At 41.3% G+C, this 17,746-nt stretch carries 14 protein-coding genes; 3 read left to right on the forward strand and 11 right to left on the reverse strand.

All coding sequences use genetic code 11. From position 1 onward, the window contains the following. Positions 1 to 50: 50 nt before the first annotated feature. From JOD45_RS07800 to JOD45_RS07825, 6 genes are all read right to left on the reverse strand, one after another. Positions 51 to 1,193 (reverse strand): acyl-CoA dehydrogenase, encoded by a 1,143-nt coding sequence (locus JOD45_RS07800; RefSeq protein WP_205003329.1) that lies wholly within the window; start codon positions 1,191 to 1,193, stop codon positions 51 to 53. 65 nt (positions 1,194 to 1,258) lie between these two features. Further along, on the reverse strand, positions 1,259 to 2,398 hold the full coding sequence (locus JOD45_RS07805; RefSeq protein WP_205003330.1) for an acyl-CoA dehydrogenase: 1,140 nt from the start codon (positions 2,396 to 2,398) through the stop codon (positions 1,259 to 1,261). A 13-nt stretch (positions 2,399 to 2,411) separates the two neighbouring features. Further along, complete coding sequence (locus JOD45_RS07810) at positions 2,412 to 3,266, reverse strand: 3-hydroxybutyryl-CoA dehydrogenase (protein WP_205003331.1); 855 nt, start codon at positions 3,264 to 3,266, stop codon at positions 2,412 to 2,414. 59 nt (positions 3,267 to 3,325) lie between these two features. Next, positions 3,326 to 4,504, reverse strand: coding sequence for an acetyl-CoA C-acetyltransferase (locus tag JOD45_RS07815; protein ID WP_205003332.1), 1,179 nt, complete (start codon positions 4,502 to 4,504; stop codon positions 3,326 to 3,328). Between the two features lie 107 nt (positions 4,505 to 4,611). Beyond that, positions 4,612 to 6,720, reverse strand: coding sequence for a (Fe-S)-binding protein (locus tag JOD45_RS07820; protein WP_205003333.1), 2,109 nt, complete (start codon positions 6,718 to 6,720; stop codon positions 4,612 to 4,614). Positions 6,721 to 6,922: 202 nt separating this feature from the next. Next, positions 6,923 to 7,432, reverse strand: a complete 510-nt coding sequence (locus tag JOD45_RS07825; protein WP_205003334.1) for a DinB family protein — start codon at positions 7,430 to 7,432, stop codon at positions 6,923 to 6,925. Between the two features lie 409 nt (positions 7,433 to 7,841). On the opposite strand from JOD45_RS07825, the gene JOD45_RS07830 reads away from it, so the two are divergent. Both JOD45_RS07830 and cls read left to right on the forward strand, forming a co-directional pair. Further along, positions 7,842 to 8,981 carry an AI-2E family transporter gene (locus tag JOD45_RS07830; RefSeq protein WP_239549146.1) on the forward strand — a complete coding sequence of 380 codons (1,140 nt, stop codon included), beginning with the start codon at positions 7,842 to 7,844 and terminating at the stop codon, positions 8,979 to 8,981. Positions 8,982 to 9,108: 127 nt separating this feature from the next. Continuing rightward, entirely contained in the window at positions 9,109 to 10,317 is a 1,209-nt protein-coding gene (gene cls / locus JOD45_RS07835) for a cardiolipin synthase (RefSeq protein ID WP_205003335.1), read from the forward strand. A gap of 61 nt (positions 10,318 to 10,378) precedes the next feature. Here cls and JOD45_RS07840 read toward each other — a convergent pair whose 3' ends face one another. From JOD45_RS07840 to speE, 5 genes are all read right to left on the reverse strand, one after another. Then, on the reverse strand, positions 10,379 to 11,152 hold the full coding sequence (locus tag JOD45_RS07840) for an alpha/beta fold hydrolase (RefSeq protein WP_205003336.1): 774 nt from the start codon (positions 11,150 to 11,152) through the stop codon (positions 10,379 to 10,381). 139 nt (positions 11,153 to 11,291) lie between these two features. Beyond that, positions 11,292 to 12,962, reverse strand: a complete 1,671-nt coding sequence (gene argS, locus JOD45_RS07845; protein WP_205003337.1) for an arginine--tRNA ligase — start codon at positions 12,960 to 12,962, stop codon at positions 11,292 to 11,294. Further along, entirely contained in the window at positions 12,959 to 13,387 is a 429-nt protein-coding gene (locus tag JOD45_RS07850) for a YwiB family protein (protein WP_205003338.1), read from the reverse strand. Before JOD45_RS07850 ends, argS begins: the two co-directional genes overlap by 4 nt. Before the next feature lie 240 nt (positions 13,388 to 13,627). Beyond that, positions 13,628 to 14,509 (reverse strand): agmatinase, encoded by an 882-nt coding sequence (gene speB, locus JOD45_RS07855; RefSeq protein WP_205003339.1) that lies wholly within the window; start codon positions 14,507 to 14,509, stop codon positions 13,628 to 13,630. 12 nt (positions 14,510 to 14,521) lie between these two features. Then, positions 14,522 to 15,349, reverse strand: coding sequence for a spermidine synthase (gene speE, locus JOD45_RS07860; RefSeq protein ID WP_205003340.1), 828 nt, complete (start codon positions 15,347 to 15,349; stop codon positions 14,522 to 14,524). Positions 15,350 to 15,638: 289 nt separating this feature from the next. Here speE and JOD45_RS07865 point away from each other — a divergent pair, with 289 nt between their 5' ends. Then, positions 15,639 to 17,696, forward strand: a complete 2,058-nt coding sequence (locus JOD45_RS07865; RefSeq protein WP_205003341.1) for a transglycosylase domain-containing protein — start codon at positions 15,639 to 15,641, stop codon at positions 17,694 to 17,696. The last annotated feature ends 50 nt before the right edge of the window (positions 17,697 to 17,746 follow it).

The following is a 17,746-nucleotide window of genomic DNA, read 5'->3' on the forward strand; positions in this document are numbered from 1 at the left end:
ATAAAGTGAATAATGGGGATTACTTAGACGCCAGACAGGAACTGATCCCCTTAATTTTTTAATAAATACCTTGAGATAACCAGTCTTTGAATTTCATTAGTGCCTTCATAGATTTGGGTAATTTTCGCATCGCGCATATAACGCTCGACAGGATAATCTTTCGTATAGCCATAGCCGCCGAATACTTGGACCGCATCAGTTGTGACTTGCATTGCTGTGTCTCCAGCGAAAAGTTTCGATATTGCCGACGCCTTCCCGTACGGTTGTCCTGCTCCCTCCAGCCATGCCGCTTGATAGGTTAACAGACGAGCAGCTTCTACTTTTGTTGCCATATCGGCGAGTTTGAAGCTAATACCTTGATAGCGTCCGATTGGCTTTCCGAATTGCTCACGTTCTTTTGCATAGTTGACCGCCGCATCAAGCGCCCCTTGAGCAATTCCAACCGCTTGGGCAGCGATGCCGTTGCGGCCGCCGTCCAGAGTCATCATCGCAATCTTGAACCCTTCCCCCTCTTTGCCGAGAAGGTTGTCTTTTGGCACCCAGCAATTCTCAAAAATTAATTCTAATGTCGGCGATGATCGAATGCCTAATTTTTTCTCCTTTTTGCCAAAAGAAAAACCTGGTGTTCCTTTTTCAACAATAAAGGCACTTGCTCCTTTATGCTTCAATTCAGGATCTGTCAAGGCAAAGACGATGTAAATTTCTGCTTCGCCGCCGTTTGTTGTAAAAATTTTCGTGCCATTCAAGATATAACCGCCGCCGTCTTTTCTTGCTGTCGTTTTCATTGCACCGGCATCTGAGCCGGATGAAGGTTCTGTTAAACCATAGGCACCTATTTTCTCGCCTTGCGCTAACGGCTTAAGATATTTTTGCTTTTGCTCTTCTGTGCCGAATTTGTACAGCGGCCAGCTTGCGAGCGACGTATGTGCAGACAGTGTTACGCCTGTAGAAGCACAAACCCGCGACAGTTCCTCTACCGCTATGACATAGCTCAAATAGTCCGAGCCAATGCCGCCATAGGCTTCAGGCCAAGGTATTCCCGTTAAACCTAATTCAGCCATTTTGTTAAAAATGCTTCGATCAAAGCGTTCCTCTTCATCACGTTCAGCAGCCGTCGGTTCTACCTCCTTTTTAGCAAAATCCCGCACCATTTTCCTAAGCATTTCGTGTTCTTCCGTAAGTTGAAAATTCATATATTGTTCCACCTTCCAGATGTTATCCACAGTTTTTAGGCCTGATCCCAGAAACTGTGGATAAATTAGCTTAATAATTGCTTGCTGATGACTAGATGTTGAATTTCACTTGTTCCTTCATAAATTTCGGTGACTTTGGCATCGCGAAAGTATCGTTCTACCGGATAATCCTTTGTATAACCGTAGCCTCCGAATATTTGCACAGCTTCGATAGCCGTTTGAACAGCCGTTCGGGAGGCGAACAGTTTGGCCATCGATGCTTCTTTGCGGCAAGGCTTCCCGGTTTGAACGAGGTATGACGCTTGGTAGACTAATAGTTTGGCAGCTTCAATATTTGCTGCCATATCAGCGAGTTTAAAGCCGATCGCTTGCTGTTTTCCGATTGATTGGCCAAATTGCTCGCGGCTTTTTGCGTAGGCTGCCGCATGACTGTATGCGCCTTCAGCTATGCCAAGCGCCTGAGCTGCAATTCCGATGCGGCCAACATTAAGGTTTCCCAGAGCAATCTTTAATCCTTGACCTTCTTCTCCCAGACGATCTTTTTTTGGAACGTTAGCATGATCGAAGTTAAGCGAAACAGTGCTGGAGCCGTTCAGCCCCATTTTCTTTTCCTTCTTGCCGATCGAAAAGCCTTCAGTTCCTTTTTTGACAATAAACGCGGTAATCCCGTCCTTTCCTTTCTCGGGATCCGTTTTGGCAAAGGTTACAAATGTATCAGCCGCTTCGCCGTTAGTAATAAAAGCTTTGGAACCGTTTAATAAATAGTGATCGCCGTTTCGGACAGCTTTTGTTTTTAAGCCGGATACATCCGAGCCTGAGCCAGGTTCAGTAACAGCAAAGGCGCCAATATATTCTCCTGATGCAAGCTTCGGAATGTAAGTCTCTTTCTGTTCTTTGCTTCCAAAATAAAGGATGGGATTTGTGCCGACAGACGTATGAACGGACATAATAACGCCGATTGTTGGACTAACCTTAGATAATTCATGAATCGCAATAATATAAGAGATAAAATCCATGCCTGATCCGCCGTAGGCTTCAGGGATCGGAATGCCTAAAAGGCCGAGGCTTCCCATCTTTTTAACAATATCTAATGGAAAAATATCCTCTTCTTCCATTTTGTCAACGAAAGGGGCGATTTCTTTTTCAGCAAAATCTTTAACCATCTTTCGCATCATTTCTTGTTCTTTTGTAAAAAGTAAATCCATCAGACACCCGCCTTTACTTAGAATATGAATAAAAACCCCGCCCGGATTTTTTTCCAAGCCATCCGGCTTTAACGTACTTTCTAAGGAGCGGACACGGTCGGTACTTATCGTCGCCAAAACCTTCATGAAGCGTTTCCATGATATAAAGGCACGTATCCAAACCAATAAAATCAGCAAGTGTCAAAGGGCCCATCGGATGATTCATCCCGAGCTTCATCACTTCATCAACAGCTTCCGGTTCAGCAACCCCTTCATAAACAGTGTAAATCGCTTCATTAATCATTGGCATTAAGACACGGTTAGATACGAATCCCGGAAAATCATTCACCTCAACTGCTGTTTTATTTAGTGATTCAGCCGTTTGCTTAATCGTTTCGAACACTTTATCAGAAGTCGCCAGTCCGCGAATCACTTCGACTAACTTCATGACAGGCACCGGATTCATAAAATGCATGCCGATGACTTTATCGGGGCGCTTCGTGGCTGCAGCAATTTCTGTAATCGGCAAGGAAGATGTATTCGTGGCAAGAATCGCATGCGCTGGCGCTATTTGATCAAGCTGCGAAAATATCTTTGTTTTGACATCCATATTTTCAACAACGGCTTCAATGACGAGATCACAATTTGCCGCTTCATCAATGGCATCCGTTTTCTTTATCCGAAGTATTGAGGCATGCTTATCATCTTCAGATAATTTCCCTTTGACAACGTCGCGAGCCAGCCGTTTTTCAATGCCTTTAAAACCGTGATCTAACGCTTCAGCATTCGTATCATGCAAAATAACGTCATAACCGGAGACCGCACATACTTGGGCAATGCCGGCGCCCATTTGCCCGGCACCGATCACCATTATTTTTTTAATATTCATGAGTAATCTCTCCTTTTCCAACACGGAATTTTACGTCTTTTTAATTAATGTATGATTTTCTAGACTTCAACTAAAATCGCATCGCCTTGACCGCCGCCGCTGCATATTGAGGCTATTCCTAGTCCCCCGCCGCGGCGTTTCAGCTCAAATATTAATGTCATTAATATTCTTGCACCGCTTGCGCCAATAGGGTGGCCAAGCGCGACTGCCCCGCCATTCACATTGACTTTCTCCGGATCAAGATCAGCTATTCTCTGGCTCGTTAAAGCAACCGCAGCGAAAGCCTCATTAATTTCAAACAAATCAATACTATCTAGACTTTTGCCTGATTTTCTTAACAATTCATTAATGACAAGTCCCGGTGTTTCAGGGAAATCCTTAGCCTCCACCGCAATGGCTGCATGTGAAAGGATAGTGGCTAACGGCTGCAGCCCTTCTTGTCTGGCATGGTCTTCATCCATTAATATGAAGGCCCCGGCCCCGTCATTAACGCCTGGCGCATTCCCGGCAGTAACAGTGCCGTCTTTGCTAAAAGCGGGTTTTAAAGCCGCCAGCTTCTCCAATGTTGTATCAGTTCTTACCGATTCATCCGTTTCAACAGTTATTAATTGGCCGCGCTTGAGCGGAACTTCGACAGGAACGGTTTCTTCTAGAAAATTGCCTTCTTTAATCGCCTTGGCCGCCCTCACATGACTGCGCAGCGCCCATTTATCTTGCTCTTCTCTTGAAATGTTATAGGCTTTTGCTGTTTCCGAACCATAAATCCCCATATGAAGATGATTAAACGGACAGGTCAACCCATCATGAACCATTAAATCTATTAACGGCATGTTGCCCATCTTATGTCCAAAGCGCGCTTCCTGAAGTACATACGGCGCATTGCTCATAGATTCCATACCTCCGGCAGCAATCACCCTGGCGTCGCCGGAGCGAATGATTTGATCGGCCAGCGTGACGCTTCTTAATCCCGAAGCGCATACTTTATTAATCGTTTCCGTTCTGACTGTCCACGGCAGGCCGGCATGACGGGCGGCTTGCCGCGACGGAATTTGCCCTTGGCCGCCTTGAAGCACCGTACCCATAATGACTTCTTCGACTCGTTCAGGTTTAATTTGTGCCCTTTCTACCGCAGCTTTGATTGATATTCCTCCAAGCTCTGCGGCTGACAAAGAGGATAACCTCCCGCCTATTTTCCCAAAAGGTGTTCGTGCCGCACTGACAATGACTGTTTTTGCCACATGACTTCCCCCTTTATTTTGTATGTGGTTTACATAATCAGAATTGATTACCGATTGAACGCTCGCTCAATATCACTTTGAAAAGGAAACCCCTGAGCAAGGGGCTTCTACACCGCTTCATCAGGCGGAATAATTGACCTTTCCACTAATTCCACAATATCGTAAGTGCCAACTTGATCTTCTACTTCTTTTGCTTTTGTCCCGTCGCTCATCATCGTTAAACAGTATGGACAGGCGCTGCTGATAACTGTTGGCTTTACTTCTAAAGCCTGCTCAGTTCTCGCTATATTGACGCGGTTTCCTGTACGTTCTTCCATCCACATCATGCCGCCGCCGGCACCGCAGCACATGGCGGTGTCATGATTCCGCTTCATTTCTGCTAATTCCACACCCGGAATGGCCTTTAAAATTTCCCTCGGCGGATCATAAACTTCGTTATAACGGCCAAGATAGCAAGAATCATGGTAAGTAATACGTTCTTTCACTTCATATTGAGGAGTAATTCTGCCCTCCTTGATCCATTGGTCAATCAGCTCAGTATGATGGTACACTTCAACGCCTTCAAGACCGAATTCAGGATATTCATTTTTAAATGTGTTGTATGCATGAGGATCTGCTGTAATGATTTTCTTGATATTGTGTTTCTTAAATAAATCGATATTTTTCTGAGCGAGATCTTGGAATAAAAACTCGTTGCCAATCCGGCGCGGTGTATCCCCAGAATTTTTCTCCTTATTTCCTAAAATAGCAAAAGATATACCAGCCTCATTCATAACCTTTGCCAGAGAACAAGCAATTTTCTGACTCCTATTATCATATGAACCCATTGAGCCTACCCAAAACAGATATTCAAATGTTTCCCCTGCTTTTTCCATTTCCTTAACTGTTTTCACTTCAATATCATCACGGCTTGTGCGCCAATTCTCGCGTTCCTTGCGGTTAAGCCCCCATGGATTGCCTTGTCGTTCAATATTAGTAATCGCCCTCTGTGCATCAGGGTCCATCTTGCCTTCTGTAAGAACTAAGTAGCGCCTTAAGTCAATAATTTTATCTACATGTTCATTCATGACCGGACATTGGTCTTCACAGTTTCGGCAAGTTGTACAAGACCACAGCTCCTCTTCCGTTATAACATTGCCGATAATGCCCCCGGAGACAATCCCGGCAGCGGCTGTTTCTTGCCGGCTGCTTACGCTTGATGCAGCCGCTAATTGGTTAGCTTTTGTATTGGCAAAAGCATAGGCAGGCATCCATGGCGTCCTTGAGGTCACCGCCGCCCCGTATTCGGTTAAGTGATCTCTAAGCTTAACAATGATATCCATTGGCGAGAGCATCTTACCTGTCCCCGTCGCCGGACACATATTCGTACAGCGGCCGCATTCGACACATGCATACAAATCAACAAGCTGTTTCTGCGTAAATTCTTCAATGCTATTAACACCGAAAGTTTCTTGTGTTTCATCTTCAAAGTCAATAGATTTTAAACGCCCAACTTTATGAGTGCGTCCGAGAAACACGTTGACCGGCCCGAAAATCAAATGGGCGTGCTTTGATTGCGGTACATAGACAAGGAATGTTAATAAGATCAGTAAATGCACCCACCAAGCGACATAAAAGACAACGTGTGCAGCAAGCGGACTGATCCAATGAAAAATATAAGCGATGCCAGAAGCCATTGGCTGCATCCAAGTATAGTTATCATGCTGATAAATGATCTCCATACCGTCTGCCAATAATACAGAAATCATGAGACCTGCGATAAATATCAAAACCAGTCCGGCTTTTAGACCGCGCTTCAAACGGACAAGCTTCTCAATATATCTCCTGTAAAAAGCAAAAATAACCGCAACAAGAATCATTAAAACAACAATTTCTTGAAGCAATTTAAAAGCCGGATAAAGCGGTCCAAACGGTAAGTGGGAACCCGGAGCAAGTCCTTTCCAAATTAAATCAATGGCGCCGAATTGAACAAGGATAAATCCATAAAACATCATGACATGCATGATGCCGCTTTTCTTATCTTTGAGCAGTTTCTTCTGCCCAAAGACGTAAACGCCAATGGCCTTCCACCTGTCTTTCATTGTTTGTTCCCATTCTGCTTTTTTGCCTAATTTGATAAATTCGTATCGCGTTTTCAAAACATGGGCAAACAGATAAACACCGTAAGCGATTACAATCAAGGAAGCCACCCAATTAACGATAAGTAATGAATTCATGAGCCCTCTCCTTCCTATCCCAAAGATTGAAACAAACGATTCGGAATGGATAAAATTTTCTGTCACCAATTATAACATATTTTCAAAAATGAGTGAGCATTCAGTCAGTATTTTTAAATACTTTTCTTGAATAGCAGATATTTTATCTTCAGCCGATTCAGGGACAAACCTCCGAAAGTCTTTGATATATATGGCATCCCCTTCAATACAAATCGATGTTAAACTTTTTAAGTTCAGATGGAGCAATAAGATCTGTGTCTAAAGGAATATAGCCTAACTGCCGCCCCATTGAGACAATTTGCCCCTTATGATGAAATTCATGAGTAATAGTATGTGTATAAAGCCACATAGCTGTTAGCCCCTCTTCTTGATGACTCCAAGGTACATAACCAGTAAGGATATAATCCCAATTCCCTTCGAACTTATTAATAAATTCATAAACAAGATTGTTTATTTCATTAAAAATTTGACGAATTTCTTGGACTTTGTTTACAGAAGAAGGTTCAACAAGAGTAATATTCTTCTTTAATCCGAAAATTCCTAGCCATGATTGATAACATTCTGCGACATGCACATGGAGGTTTCGAATTGAATTGCCTCCAAATTCCCCTAATTCCTTTATATAATCAGCAGGATTCAATGTCTCGCAGTATCTAAATAATTGCTCCCTTGTAGAACTAACCCAATTATACTGTTTCATTAAAACATTCATGCATCCACACTCCTTAAATAGGAATAGCTTGGATCATTTGCAGCCTCTTAAAAATCAAAAGCATTTAAGCGTTCACATTTCGCATCGAGATTTCGAATAGCATCTTCCTTGAATTCTTCCATCGTTTCTATATAGCTTATCGGCACTTTATTTTTTAACTGTCATATTAATCTTTCGAAGCAAGCGGCCTTATTTCCTTTAAAGAAACAGAAATATTTTTTCAATACAGTCTCTTTTATTTTCAGGAATAGGACTGTCTCATCACTTTCTTTGAGATTTTTCACCAGCCGAGTTTTCTTTACAAAATTGGTCATTTTTTATTTTATATACTGGAGTTTATGAGTAGAATGGGGATATAATGCTTACTATACGGTACACTCAATATTTCTAAATATAAGGAGTGAAAGGGTTGGAGCCTAGAAAAGGAACATTTTTCAGAGAAAAAGTTTTAAATAATAAATTTGTTGTGTGGGTCATGATTATTTTTATCATGAGTATCACTATTTTTTCTTTATCTAAAATCGTTTTTATTTTAAAACCGGTCATGATTTTTATAGAAACGATTTTTTTACCTGTTTTATTAGCCGGCGTCTGTTTCTACCTGTTCAATCCCATTATTAATGTCTTAGAAAGAATAGGCATTAAAAGAATCATATCTATTTTGGCATTATATCTCATCATCATCGGGATTATTGCATTGATTATCGGCTCCGTTATTCCGCCTTTAAGCGATCAAATACAAAGTCTAATCGATAATATTCCTAGATTGACCCGAGAAGTGCAAAGCCTTATCAAGGATGTGACGCAAAGCAGACTTGTCGAAAAAGCCGGAGCATCCATAAACTCCGACATTAGTAAAATAGCAAAAAATATATCCGGCGATCTCAGCAAATATGTTTCAAATTTCTCTCAAGGCATCGTCAGCTTTGTCGGCACACTTACTGAAGTGATTTTATCTATCGTCGTCTTCCCTTTCTTGCTCTTCTATTTGTTAAAGGATGGCAAGAAACTTCCTGAATACATTGTCAAATTTCTGCCCAATCAATCACAAGATGAGGCAAAAGAGATTTTAGGGGATATGAACCATGCATTAAGCGCGTATATTCGCGGGCAAATTTTTGTCGCTGTTTGTTTAGGGATATTGCTATTTATTGGTTATCTGATTATCGGGCTGCCTTATGCTTTATTATTAGCAGTCATCGCTATGGTCACGAATGTTGTCCCTTATCTGGGTCCAATTATTGCGATTTCGCCAGCCCTCGTCATAGCCTTTGTAACGTCGCCTTTTATGGTTTTGAAATTAGCGATAGTCTGGGTTATTGTTCAGCTGCTCGAAGGCAAAGTCATATCACCGCAAGTGATGGGCAAAAGCTTGCATGTTCATCCCATTACAGTCATCTTTGTTATTTTGACCGCGGGCAATCTTTTCGGAATCATCGGCATTATTTTGGCCGTACCCGGTTATGCCATTCTAAAAGTTATCGTCACTCATGTCTACCGCTTTATCCGCCTCCATTCCGGGATATATGCCGATACAAAAATTGATTGAATGAAAGCCAACTCCTGACATATACCAGGGGTTGGCTTATGATTTAATATTTAAGCTGATTTTGGATAAAAAATCATTTAATACCATAATCTAAACATAAGAGAAAACAGAGGAGGATCCTCTCTCAATGGCATTTTTAGTGATTTTAGCGATTATCGCTGTTCTCATCATATTAATCATATTAGGCATCATTCTCGACCTTTATTTAGGTTTTAAAGTAAAGCACAGGCAAGCAAAGCTGTACAGCCCAAAGGATAGTTCTTGTTATACGGAACTGTTTATGGAAGGCAGATATTTTTATGACTCATTGAAAAAAGATATTGAAAATGCTAAGGATCATATACATATGTCATTTTTTATATTCCGATATGATACCATCGGACAAGAATTTATCGATCTCTTAATTAAGAAAGCCCAATCCGGTGTCAAGATCTGCCTTCTCATTGATGCCGTTGCAAACCATGCCTTTCCAAAAAAGGCGGTTAAACGTTTAGAAAATAACGGTATCCATTTTGCTTTTTCAGCAAAAACCTATTTTCCTTTTTACTTTTACTCGTTAAGCAGAAGGAATCATCGGAAAATTACCGTAATCGATGGAAAAACAGGTTATTTTGGCGGGTTTAATATCGGGGATGAATATCTTGGCAAAAAGCCTCAATTAGGTCTATGGCGCGATTATCATTTAAAAATTGAAGGTGAAGGCGTTAGGGATCTGCAAGAACAGTTCATTTCAGACTGGAAACAAGCGGCCAAAGAAAAAATTGAAGGGCCGAATCTCTATCCTCAGCTCGAAAAAGGTCCGGTTGCCATGACCCTTCTTGCAACGGATGGCAGGCAATTGGAAGAGGCTCTGCTTGAACAGATCCAAAAGGCAAAGCAATCCATTATTATTGGATCGCCCTATTTCATCCCGAGCAAAAAGCTGCAGCAGGCATTGCTTGAACGATTATCGCAAGGTGTTAACATTACCATCCTTCTCCCTTCAAAAAAGGATCATCCGTTTGTTAAGCCCGCGTCATATCATTACTTGAAACCATTGCTTGAAAAAGGCGGCCGAGTATATCATTTTTATCAAGGGTTCTACCATGCTAAAGCTTTTATTTTTGATGATGCATGCTGCTGCATCGGTGCAGCCAATTTTGATATGAGAAGCCTGATTTGGAATGATGAAATCAGCGGATTTATTTATGATAGGGATGTCATTAAAGAAATTGAAAATATGGTTAAGATTGATTTTACAAAGTCGACCGAAGTGACGCTTTCCGACGTCAATAACCGCTCTATTTTTGAAAAAGGAAAAACAGTGTTGTCGAATGCGTTAGCGCCATTGCTGTAAAATCATACTGATTGCAGAAAAACTCACCATAAAAAATTCCTCCTGAAAAGAGAGGAATTTTTTAATGAAAGCGGCTTAAAAATTGATCAATGGCACTGTTGAAAGACTTATGAAATCTTGTCGGAATTTGGTGTGTTGCTCGGGAAATTTTTACGACATCCAATTGATTCATTCTGTTTTCAAAATACATTTTATGCTTATAGATGTGCTTGGTTATTGTTCCGTAGACCAGCAGCGAAGGCAATTCCTTCAGGCGGTAAAGCTGATCCATTTTACTGTAGCGAATACCGGATTGATATAAATCTAAAACAGCTTCAATGTCTGCCATCATTGAATAGCGATAAATAATCGCTTCATCTTCATCGGTTATTTTATGCGTTTTAGCTAATAAACGGCTGAGAAAATGCTTATAGCGCCGTTTCATCAGCCATATGCCGGCATAATATTCAAAAGCCAAAAGCCCTGTCCTAACCTCAGGATACCCTCCCGATAAAATCATTGCACCTATCTTATCGGGATATTCCAGCGCATAGTTAATGGCAATAAAGCCGCCATTTGAATAACCGACGATGATCGGCTTCTCTAAATTTAGATGTGTGATTAATTCATATAAGTCAACAGTATGATCTTTTATGACATCATCGCCTTTTTGATATGTGCTTTGTCCATGCCCCCGGCAATCATATAGAATAACTTGATATTTCTCACTTAATATTTTTTGATATTTAAAAATGACGTGGCCTAATAATGGCGGATGGATAAAAATCAATGGCTTGCCTTGTCCGTGTCTTTCGTAATACAATCTTACCCCTGAACTTGTTTCAAAAAAAGGCATCCAGAAAACCTCCAATATACCTTATCGATGTTTGTAACCTGATGCGTTATGCTCCTTCTTAAGTTGTTTTATTGTCTGCTAAAACAGCCAGTGTCATGCAAAAAAGCCTCCTGTTCTTAGAACAAGAGGCTTTCAATCATTACATTTTTTCAGGTGCGGACACGCCGATTAGTGACATCGCGTTATATAATGTTGTTTTAACAGCTTTCATCAACGCCACTCTTGCGGCACTTAACTCTTTATTTGAATCATCAAGAACCTTTTCTGCATTATAAAAACTGTGAAGCGTTGAAGCCAATTCAAAAGCATAATTGGTGACACGCTGGACAGCCAAGCGCTCAGCAGCTTCAACAACGACTTCAGGAAATTCCCCAAGCTTCTTAAGCAAATCAATTTCCTTTTCGCTTGTCAGCAGGTTAAGATTAACTTCCTCGATAGGCATATCTCTATACGCTTCAGCTTGCCTTAACATGCTGCAAATTCTGGCGTGAGCGTATTGAACATAGTAGACAGGATTTTCATTAGAAGTTGATACTGCAAGATCAATGTCAAAGTCAAGATGACTATCAGAACTCCGCATCGCGAAGAAATAGCGCATCGCGTCGACGCCGACCATTTCCATGAGTTCCCGCAGCGTCACAGCTTTCCCCGTACGCTTGCTCATTTTCATTTTCTCGCCGTCTTTATATAAGCTGACCAGCTGAATAATCTGTACTTCCATGCGGTCACGGTCATAGCCAAGCGCTTCAATAGCCGCTTTCATCCGAGGAATGTAACCATGGTGATCCGCTCCCCAAATATTAATCAACTGATCAAAACCGCGTTCCAGCTTATTTAAATGATAGGCGATATCCGGTGTCAAATAAGTATAAGAACCGTCGCTCTTAATTAAAACCCGGTCTTTATCGTCTCCGAATTTAGTCGATTCAAACCATAGCGCCCCGTCTTTTTCATACGTGCGGCCGTTTTTCTTTAATTTTTCAAGAACAGCTTCAATTTCGCCTGATTGGTATAAACTTTCTTCGGAGAACCAGACATCAAAATTAACGCGAAAATCACCGAGATCTTTCTTAATATTTTCCATTAACTTCTCAACGCCGATTTGCCTGAAAACGTTAATGCGTTCCCGTTCGTCAATGTTTACATATTCGTCCCCGTGCTTTTCAGCTAGCTGTTTTCCTAATTGGACAATATCAGAGCCGAAATAGCCGTCCTCAGGAAGTTCCTTATCTTGTCCAAGCGCCTGAAAATACCTTGCCTCAATAGATAAAGCAAGATTTTCAATTTGTTTCCCGGCATCATTTGTATAATATTCAGGACTGACTTTATACCCTGCTTTGTCAAGAATACGGCAAAGCGAGTCCCCTACCGCGGCGCCGCGGGCATGTCCAAGATGCAAGCTTCCTGTCGGGTTTGCAGAAACATATTCAACTTGCACTTTGCGTCCGCTGCCTGCTTGAGAGCGGCCGTAATCTTCGCCTTCTTTAAGAATATTAGGAATAAGGTCAGTTAAATACTGATTATCTAAAAAGAAGTTAATAAATCCAGGTCCGGCAATTTCAATCTTTTTAATATTGGCTTTCTCTAAATCGAAGTGCTCTACCATTTCTTCGGCAATTTGCCTTGGCGCTTTTTTGGCAATTCTAGCAAGCTGCATCGCCATATTTGTCGCAAAGTCCCCGTGAGATTTTTCTTTTGGAACTTCTAAAATGACATCCGGGAGCTGCGATGCTTCAGCCAAATTTGCTTTAACTACAGATTCAGCAATTTCTGTTTTTAATTGCTGCTTAACTTTTTCTACAACTGTCATGATATCCCTCCTATTTTATAAATCAATTGGCAAAGACCGACATGCTGACCCTGCATCGCGAATTCATAGTCAATCTTAATCAGCCCTTGTTTCTTATCTTCGTTCCATGAACATTGACATGTCTTTGTTTTTGTCGTCATTAACATCTTGCCGTATGGATGATGATATGTACCTTCAGTGACACTGCCCTTCTTTAAAGGCTGCCTCATAGAAACAGCGCCCTTCCTAATGATAACGGCTTCATCATCTTTTATTTTAACAGTGTTATTTATCGTTCCTATATCATCCATTGTTTCATCATATCGCAAAAATAAGACATTATTTTTTATTATCACTTGACCAGTTATTTCAATTGTTGTCTCTTCAGTATGGCCTTCTTTTTCATATACCATTTTGCTGTCTAAAACTATTTTCACATCGTGCATGCTAGTTTCTAAACACTCCTATATACACTTTAACTATAATATTATAGTAAATATTATAGGCAATGTACAATAAAATTCGTCTGCAAAAAGTCCTTTAAGGACTTAAAACATTGCTAAGATATGAGCTTTAATCCAATAACCGATGCATTAATCAGCGCAGCAAAGCATATCCTTCATCCACTTTCGGCAGTTCCTAATTCCGTGCTTTTAAGCGAAATAAATCCCGCCGGTCGGCGGGATTTATTTTTTATTTGTCCATCCTAGAAGGATTTCTCTAATGAACTTGCTGGCTGCAATTTGTGTTTTTTCAGTTGGGTCATAAGCCGGAGCGACTTCAACAAGGTCAGCACCGATAATTTTTAAATCAGACTGGGCAATTAACATTATTGCTTCAAGCAATTCTTTCGATGATATACCGCCCGCTTCAGCAGTCCCCGTTCCAGGTGCATAGGCCGGATCTAAGACATCAATATCGATCGTTACATACACATGACGGCCCGCGAGTTTCGGCAAATGTTTCTTCAGCGGTTCAGCCACTTCAAATTTTTCCATTGTCATACCGGATGTTTTTGCGTAAGCGAATTCTTCACGCATACCCGAACGAATGCCGAATGAATAGACATTATCAGGACCAATTAAGCCGCAAATTTTTCGCACCGGGGTTGAGTGGGATAATGTTTCTCCTTCATATTGTTCGCGAAGATCTGCATGAGCGTCAATATGAATCAAAGCCATATCCGGATATTTTTTATACATCGCCTTAATGATCGGCCATGTCACGAGATGTTCACCGCCAAGACCGATTGGAAACTTACCGTCTTCTAAAAGCTTATCTACATACTGTTCAATCATGTCAAGGCTTCGCGCCGCATTGCCGAATGGCAGCAGCATATCCCCAGCATCAAAATACTTAATTTCTTCCAAATGCTTATCCATATATGGAGAATATTCTTCCAAACCAATCGAAGCTTCACGAATGCGATTAGGGCCGAACCGGGAACCAGGACGGAAGCTGACCGTGTAATCCATCGGCATGCCGTATATGACAATATCAGCATCTTTATAATTGTGGCGGCTCATGATGAATACTTTCCCTGAATAGGCTTCATCAAAAAATTCCATGTCTAACGCTCCTTACTTTATTAAATCATCTACAAATTTTGGGAGAACAAAAGCAGCTTTGTGGAGCTCTTTTGTATAATACTTGGTTTCAATGTCATGGAAGCGGTCTTCACGAACTTTAAGCGGATCATATTTTTTAGAACCGATTGTAAATGTCCAAAGGCCGCTTGGATAGGTTGGCACATTAGCCGTATAGAGTCTTGTAATTGGGAAAATTTCCTTAACATCTTTAAAGACTTTCGTAATAAGATCCGCCTTAAACCACGGGTTATCTGTTTGGGCTATGAACAGACCGTCTTCTTTGAGCGCTTTAGAAATCCCTTCATAAAAACCCTTTTCAAATAATTTAACCGCAGGACCTACAGGTTCAGTTGAATCAACCATGATAACATCGTAGGCATCTCTGCTTTCGGCAATATGCATAAACCCATCATCGACTTTAACTTCCACTTTCTCATGATCGAAAGCAGATGCAATCGACGGCAAATATTTTTTTGAATACTCAATGACCTTCCCGTCAATTTCCACCAATGTTGCTTTTTCTACTTCGGGATGCTTAACAATTTCTCTAAGAACGCCGCCGTCCCCGCCGCCGACGACAAGCACATGCTTCGGATTAGGATGAGTAAACAAAGGAACATGCGCAACCATTTCATGATAAACAAATTCATCTTTTTCGGTTGTCATGACCATACCGTCAAGCGTCAGCATATTGCCAAATTCTTCAGTTTCAATCATGTCTAACTTTTGAAAAGGTGTTTGTTCGGTATGTAATGTCCGCTTAATTTTAGCTGTAATTCCAAATTTGTCGGTTTGTTTTTCTGTAAACCATAATTCCATGTTTAATGATCCTTTCTTAATAAATATTTAAACACTACAGGCTTTAACGTTACAACAATACAAAAAAAGTATAGTTGAATTCACTTAAAAAGCAAGGACAAAATGCCACTTTAAATGCGCGTCCGCCTATATGTTTAGAAGGGGCTTCTTTTTACCATAATAATACTACTTAAATGATCTTAATCCAATGTACAAAGACAGCCAAGCAGAAAACTTAAGCAATGGCTGACTTTGTTCACCGCGACAAACCTTCTAAAAATACAAGATAAATAAAAAGAGGAGACCCGCTATGGAACTGGTCACTGATCAACACAAGAAAAAAGCAAAAACGATATTAAAATGGCTGATAACAGCGGGCATTGGCTGTTTATTTTTATTTCTTTTTTTCATATTAAGCCTTTGGGGTTTTGCCAAAATACAAGGGCCGCCACCTATTAAGGTGCCGCAAACAACCCGAATCTATGATGCAAATCATTATTTGATCGGCAAAGTTGAACACGAAAACCAAAACCGAACCTGGGTTCATATGGATGATATTTCAAAATCATTAGTGAATGCTACCCTTTCCATTGAAGATAAACGTTTTTATCAGCATCATGGCTTCGATCTCAAGCGCTTGGCAGGTGCAGTGCTCGCCGATGTCAAATCCTTTTCAAAACAGCAAGGCGCAAGCACCATCACCATGCAATATGCGAGAAACCTATATCTGGACCACGAAAAGACGTGGATGCGAAAATTAACCGAGGCCCTGTATACGATGAGACTAGAGATGAATTACTCAAAAGATCAAATTCTTGAAGGGTATTTAAATACAATCTACTATGGCCACGGGGCTTATGGCATAGAAGCGGCGGCAAAATATTATTTTAATAAAAACGCGGATGAGTTAACGCTTAGCGAGGCTAGTTTACTTGCGGGCATTCCAAAAGGGCCGAGTTACTATTCGCCATACCATAATTTCAAGAGAGCCAAACAGCGGCAAAAAATCGTGCTTCAATCGATGGTAAACAACGGATATATCACGAAACAAGCGGCGAATTCAGCCTTTCACGCACCCATCCGCCTCGTTCATAAGCATAAACCTATGAACAGAACAGCACCCTATTTTCAGGATGCGGTCGAAAGCGTCTTACAAAATCAATTGCATATTGATCAAAAAACATTGGCTGCCGGAGGACTTAAAGTTTATACCACTTTAAACAGCAATATGCAAAAAAAGGCGGAATACTGGGTTAAACAAGTGATTAATCCTGCTTCAGATATTCAAACAGCCGTCATTGCCATGAATCCGCAAAATGGGGCTGTTGAAGCCATGGTCGGCGGCCGCGATTATCACAAAAGTTCTTATAACCGTGCCGTACAAGCAATGAGATCACCCGGGTCTTCTTTTAAACCATTTTTATATTATGCGGCATTAAGAAACGGTTTTACACCTTCAACGACACTGCGCAGCGAACCGACAACCTTTACTTACAATAAAGGAAAATCTAAATACGCTCCGAGCAATTTTGGCGGCTACTATGCCAACGGTCCGATTACTTTAGCACAGGCGTTGGCTTTATCCGATAACATTTATGCAGTGAAGGCCCACTTATCAATCGGGATGGATCAATTAGTCAAAACGGCGCGAAAGGTAGGGATTAAAGCGCCTTTAGCTGACATCCCGTCTCTGGCACTCGGATCCCAACCCGTCAGCGTTCTTGAAATGGCGAAGGGGTACAGCGCTTTTGCTAACGGCGGTGCCAGGGTAACACCGCATTACATTACAAAAATCGTCAACCAAAAAGGAGAGACCATTTACGAATGGCATCCAAAAAAAGAACAAGTGCTTAATAAAGCCGCAACCTTTGTACTTTCTCAATTAATGACTGGTGTATTCGATAAGAAACTTAACGGCTATTCCAAAGTTACTGGTGCAAGTATTGCTCATATATTAACGCATAAAGTCGCCGGAAAATCAGGATCAACGGCTGCGGACAGCTGGATGATTGGCTTTACCCCGCGCTTAGTATCCGCTGTATGGGTCGGATATGACAAAGGCCAATCGATAAGTACCTACCCCGATTCAGGTTACGCAAAAAAAATATGGGCACACTTTACAGAATCCGCTTTGGAAGGGCAGCCAAAAAACAGCTTCAAACCGCCCAAAGGGGTTGTCCGCAGATTAGTGGACCCTAAAAACGGCAAGCTTGCAGCAAAAGGATGCCCTAATGCCCGCTACACGTATTACTTAAAAGGTACGGCGCCTAACGAGTACAGTCATAGATGCTATAAAGAGAAAGGACCTGAAAATGGCCGCAAAAAACATAAAGGATTTTTCAATAGGTGGTTTCATTGGTTTCATTAACAGAAAGCGCCCTGAGGTTTCTCAGGGCGCTTTCTATTCATGGTGTTAGA

Origin of the sequence: Scopulibacillus daqui (assembly GCF_016908855.1) — a bacterium.
Taxonomy (GTDB): Bacteria; Bacillota; Bacilli; order Bacillales; family Sporolactobacillaceae; genus Scopulibacillus_A; species Scopulibacillus_A daqui.

Bases quoted from the DNA above. Each gene is read 5' to 3' on its own strand.
- argS (WP_205003337.1), bottom strand. From the start codon at position 12,962: ATGACAGTTGTAGAAAAAGTTAAGCAGCAATTAAAAACAGAAATTGCT.
- JOD45_RS07825 (WP_205003334.1), bottom strand. From the start codon at position 7,432: ATGAATGTTTTAATGAAACAGTATAATTGGGTTAGTTCTACAAGGGAG.
- JOD45_RS07850 (WP_205003338.1), bottom strand. From the start codon at position 13,387: ATGCACGATGTGAAAATAGTTTTAGACAGCAAAATGGTATATGAAAAA.
- speB (WP_205003339.1), bottom strand. From the start codon at position 14,509: ATGGAATTTTTTGATGAAGCCTATTCAGGGAAAGTATTCATCATGAGC.
- JOD45_RS07810 (WP_205003331.1), bottom strand. From the start codon at position 3,266: ATGAATATTAAAAAAATAATGGTGATCGGTGCCGGGCAAATGGGCGCC.
- JOD45_RS07840 (WP_205003336.1), bottom strand. From the start codon at position 11,152: ATGCCTTTTTTTGAAACAAGTTCAGGGGTAAGATTGTATTACGAAAGA.
- JOD45_RS07820 (WP_205003333.1), bottom strand. From the start codon at position 6,720: ATGAATTCATTACTTATCGTTAATTGGGTGGCTTCCTTGATTGTAATC.
- JOD45_RS07865 (WP_205003341.1), top strand. From the start codon at position 15,639: ATGGAACTGGTCACTGATCAACACAAGAAAAAAGCAAAAACGATATTA.
- JOD45_RS07805 (WP_205003330.1), bottom strand. From the start codon at position 2,398: ATGGATTTACTTTTTACAAAAGAACAAGAAATGATGCGAAAGATGGTT.
- cls (WP_205003335.1), top strand. From the start codon at position 9,109: ATGGCATTTTTAGTGATTTTAGCGATTATCGCTGTTCTCATCATATTA.
- speE (WP_205003340.1), bottom strand. From the start codon at position 15,349: ATGGAATTATGGTTTACAGAAAAACAAACCGACAAATTTGGAATTACA.
- JOD45_RS07800 (WP_205003329.1), bottom strand. From the start codon at position 1,193: ATGAATTTTCAACTTACGGAAGAACACGAAATGCTTAGGAAAATGGTG.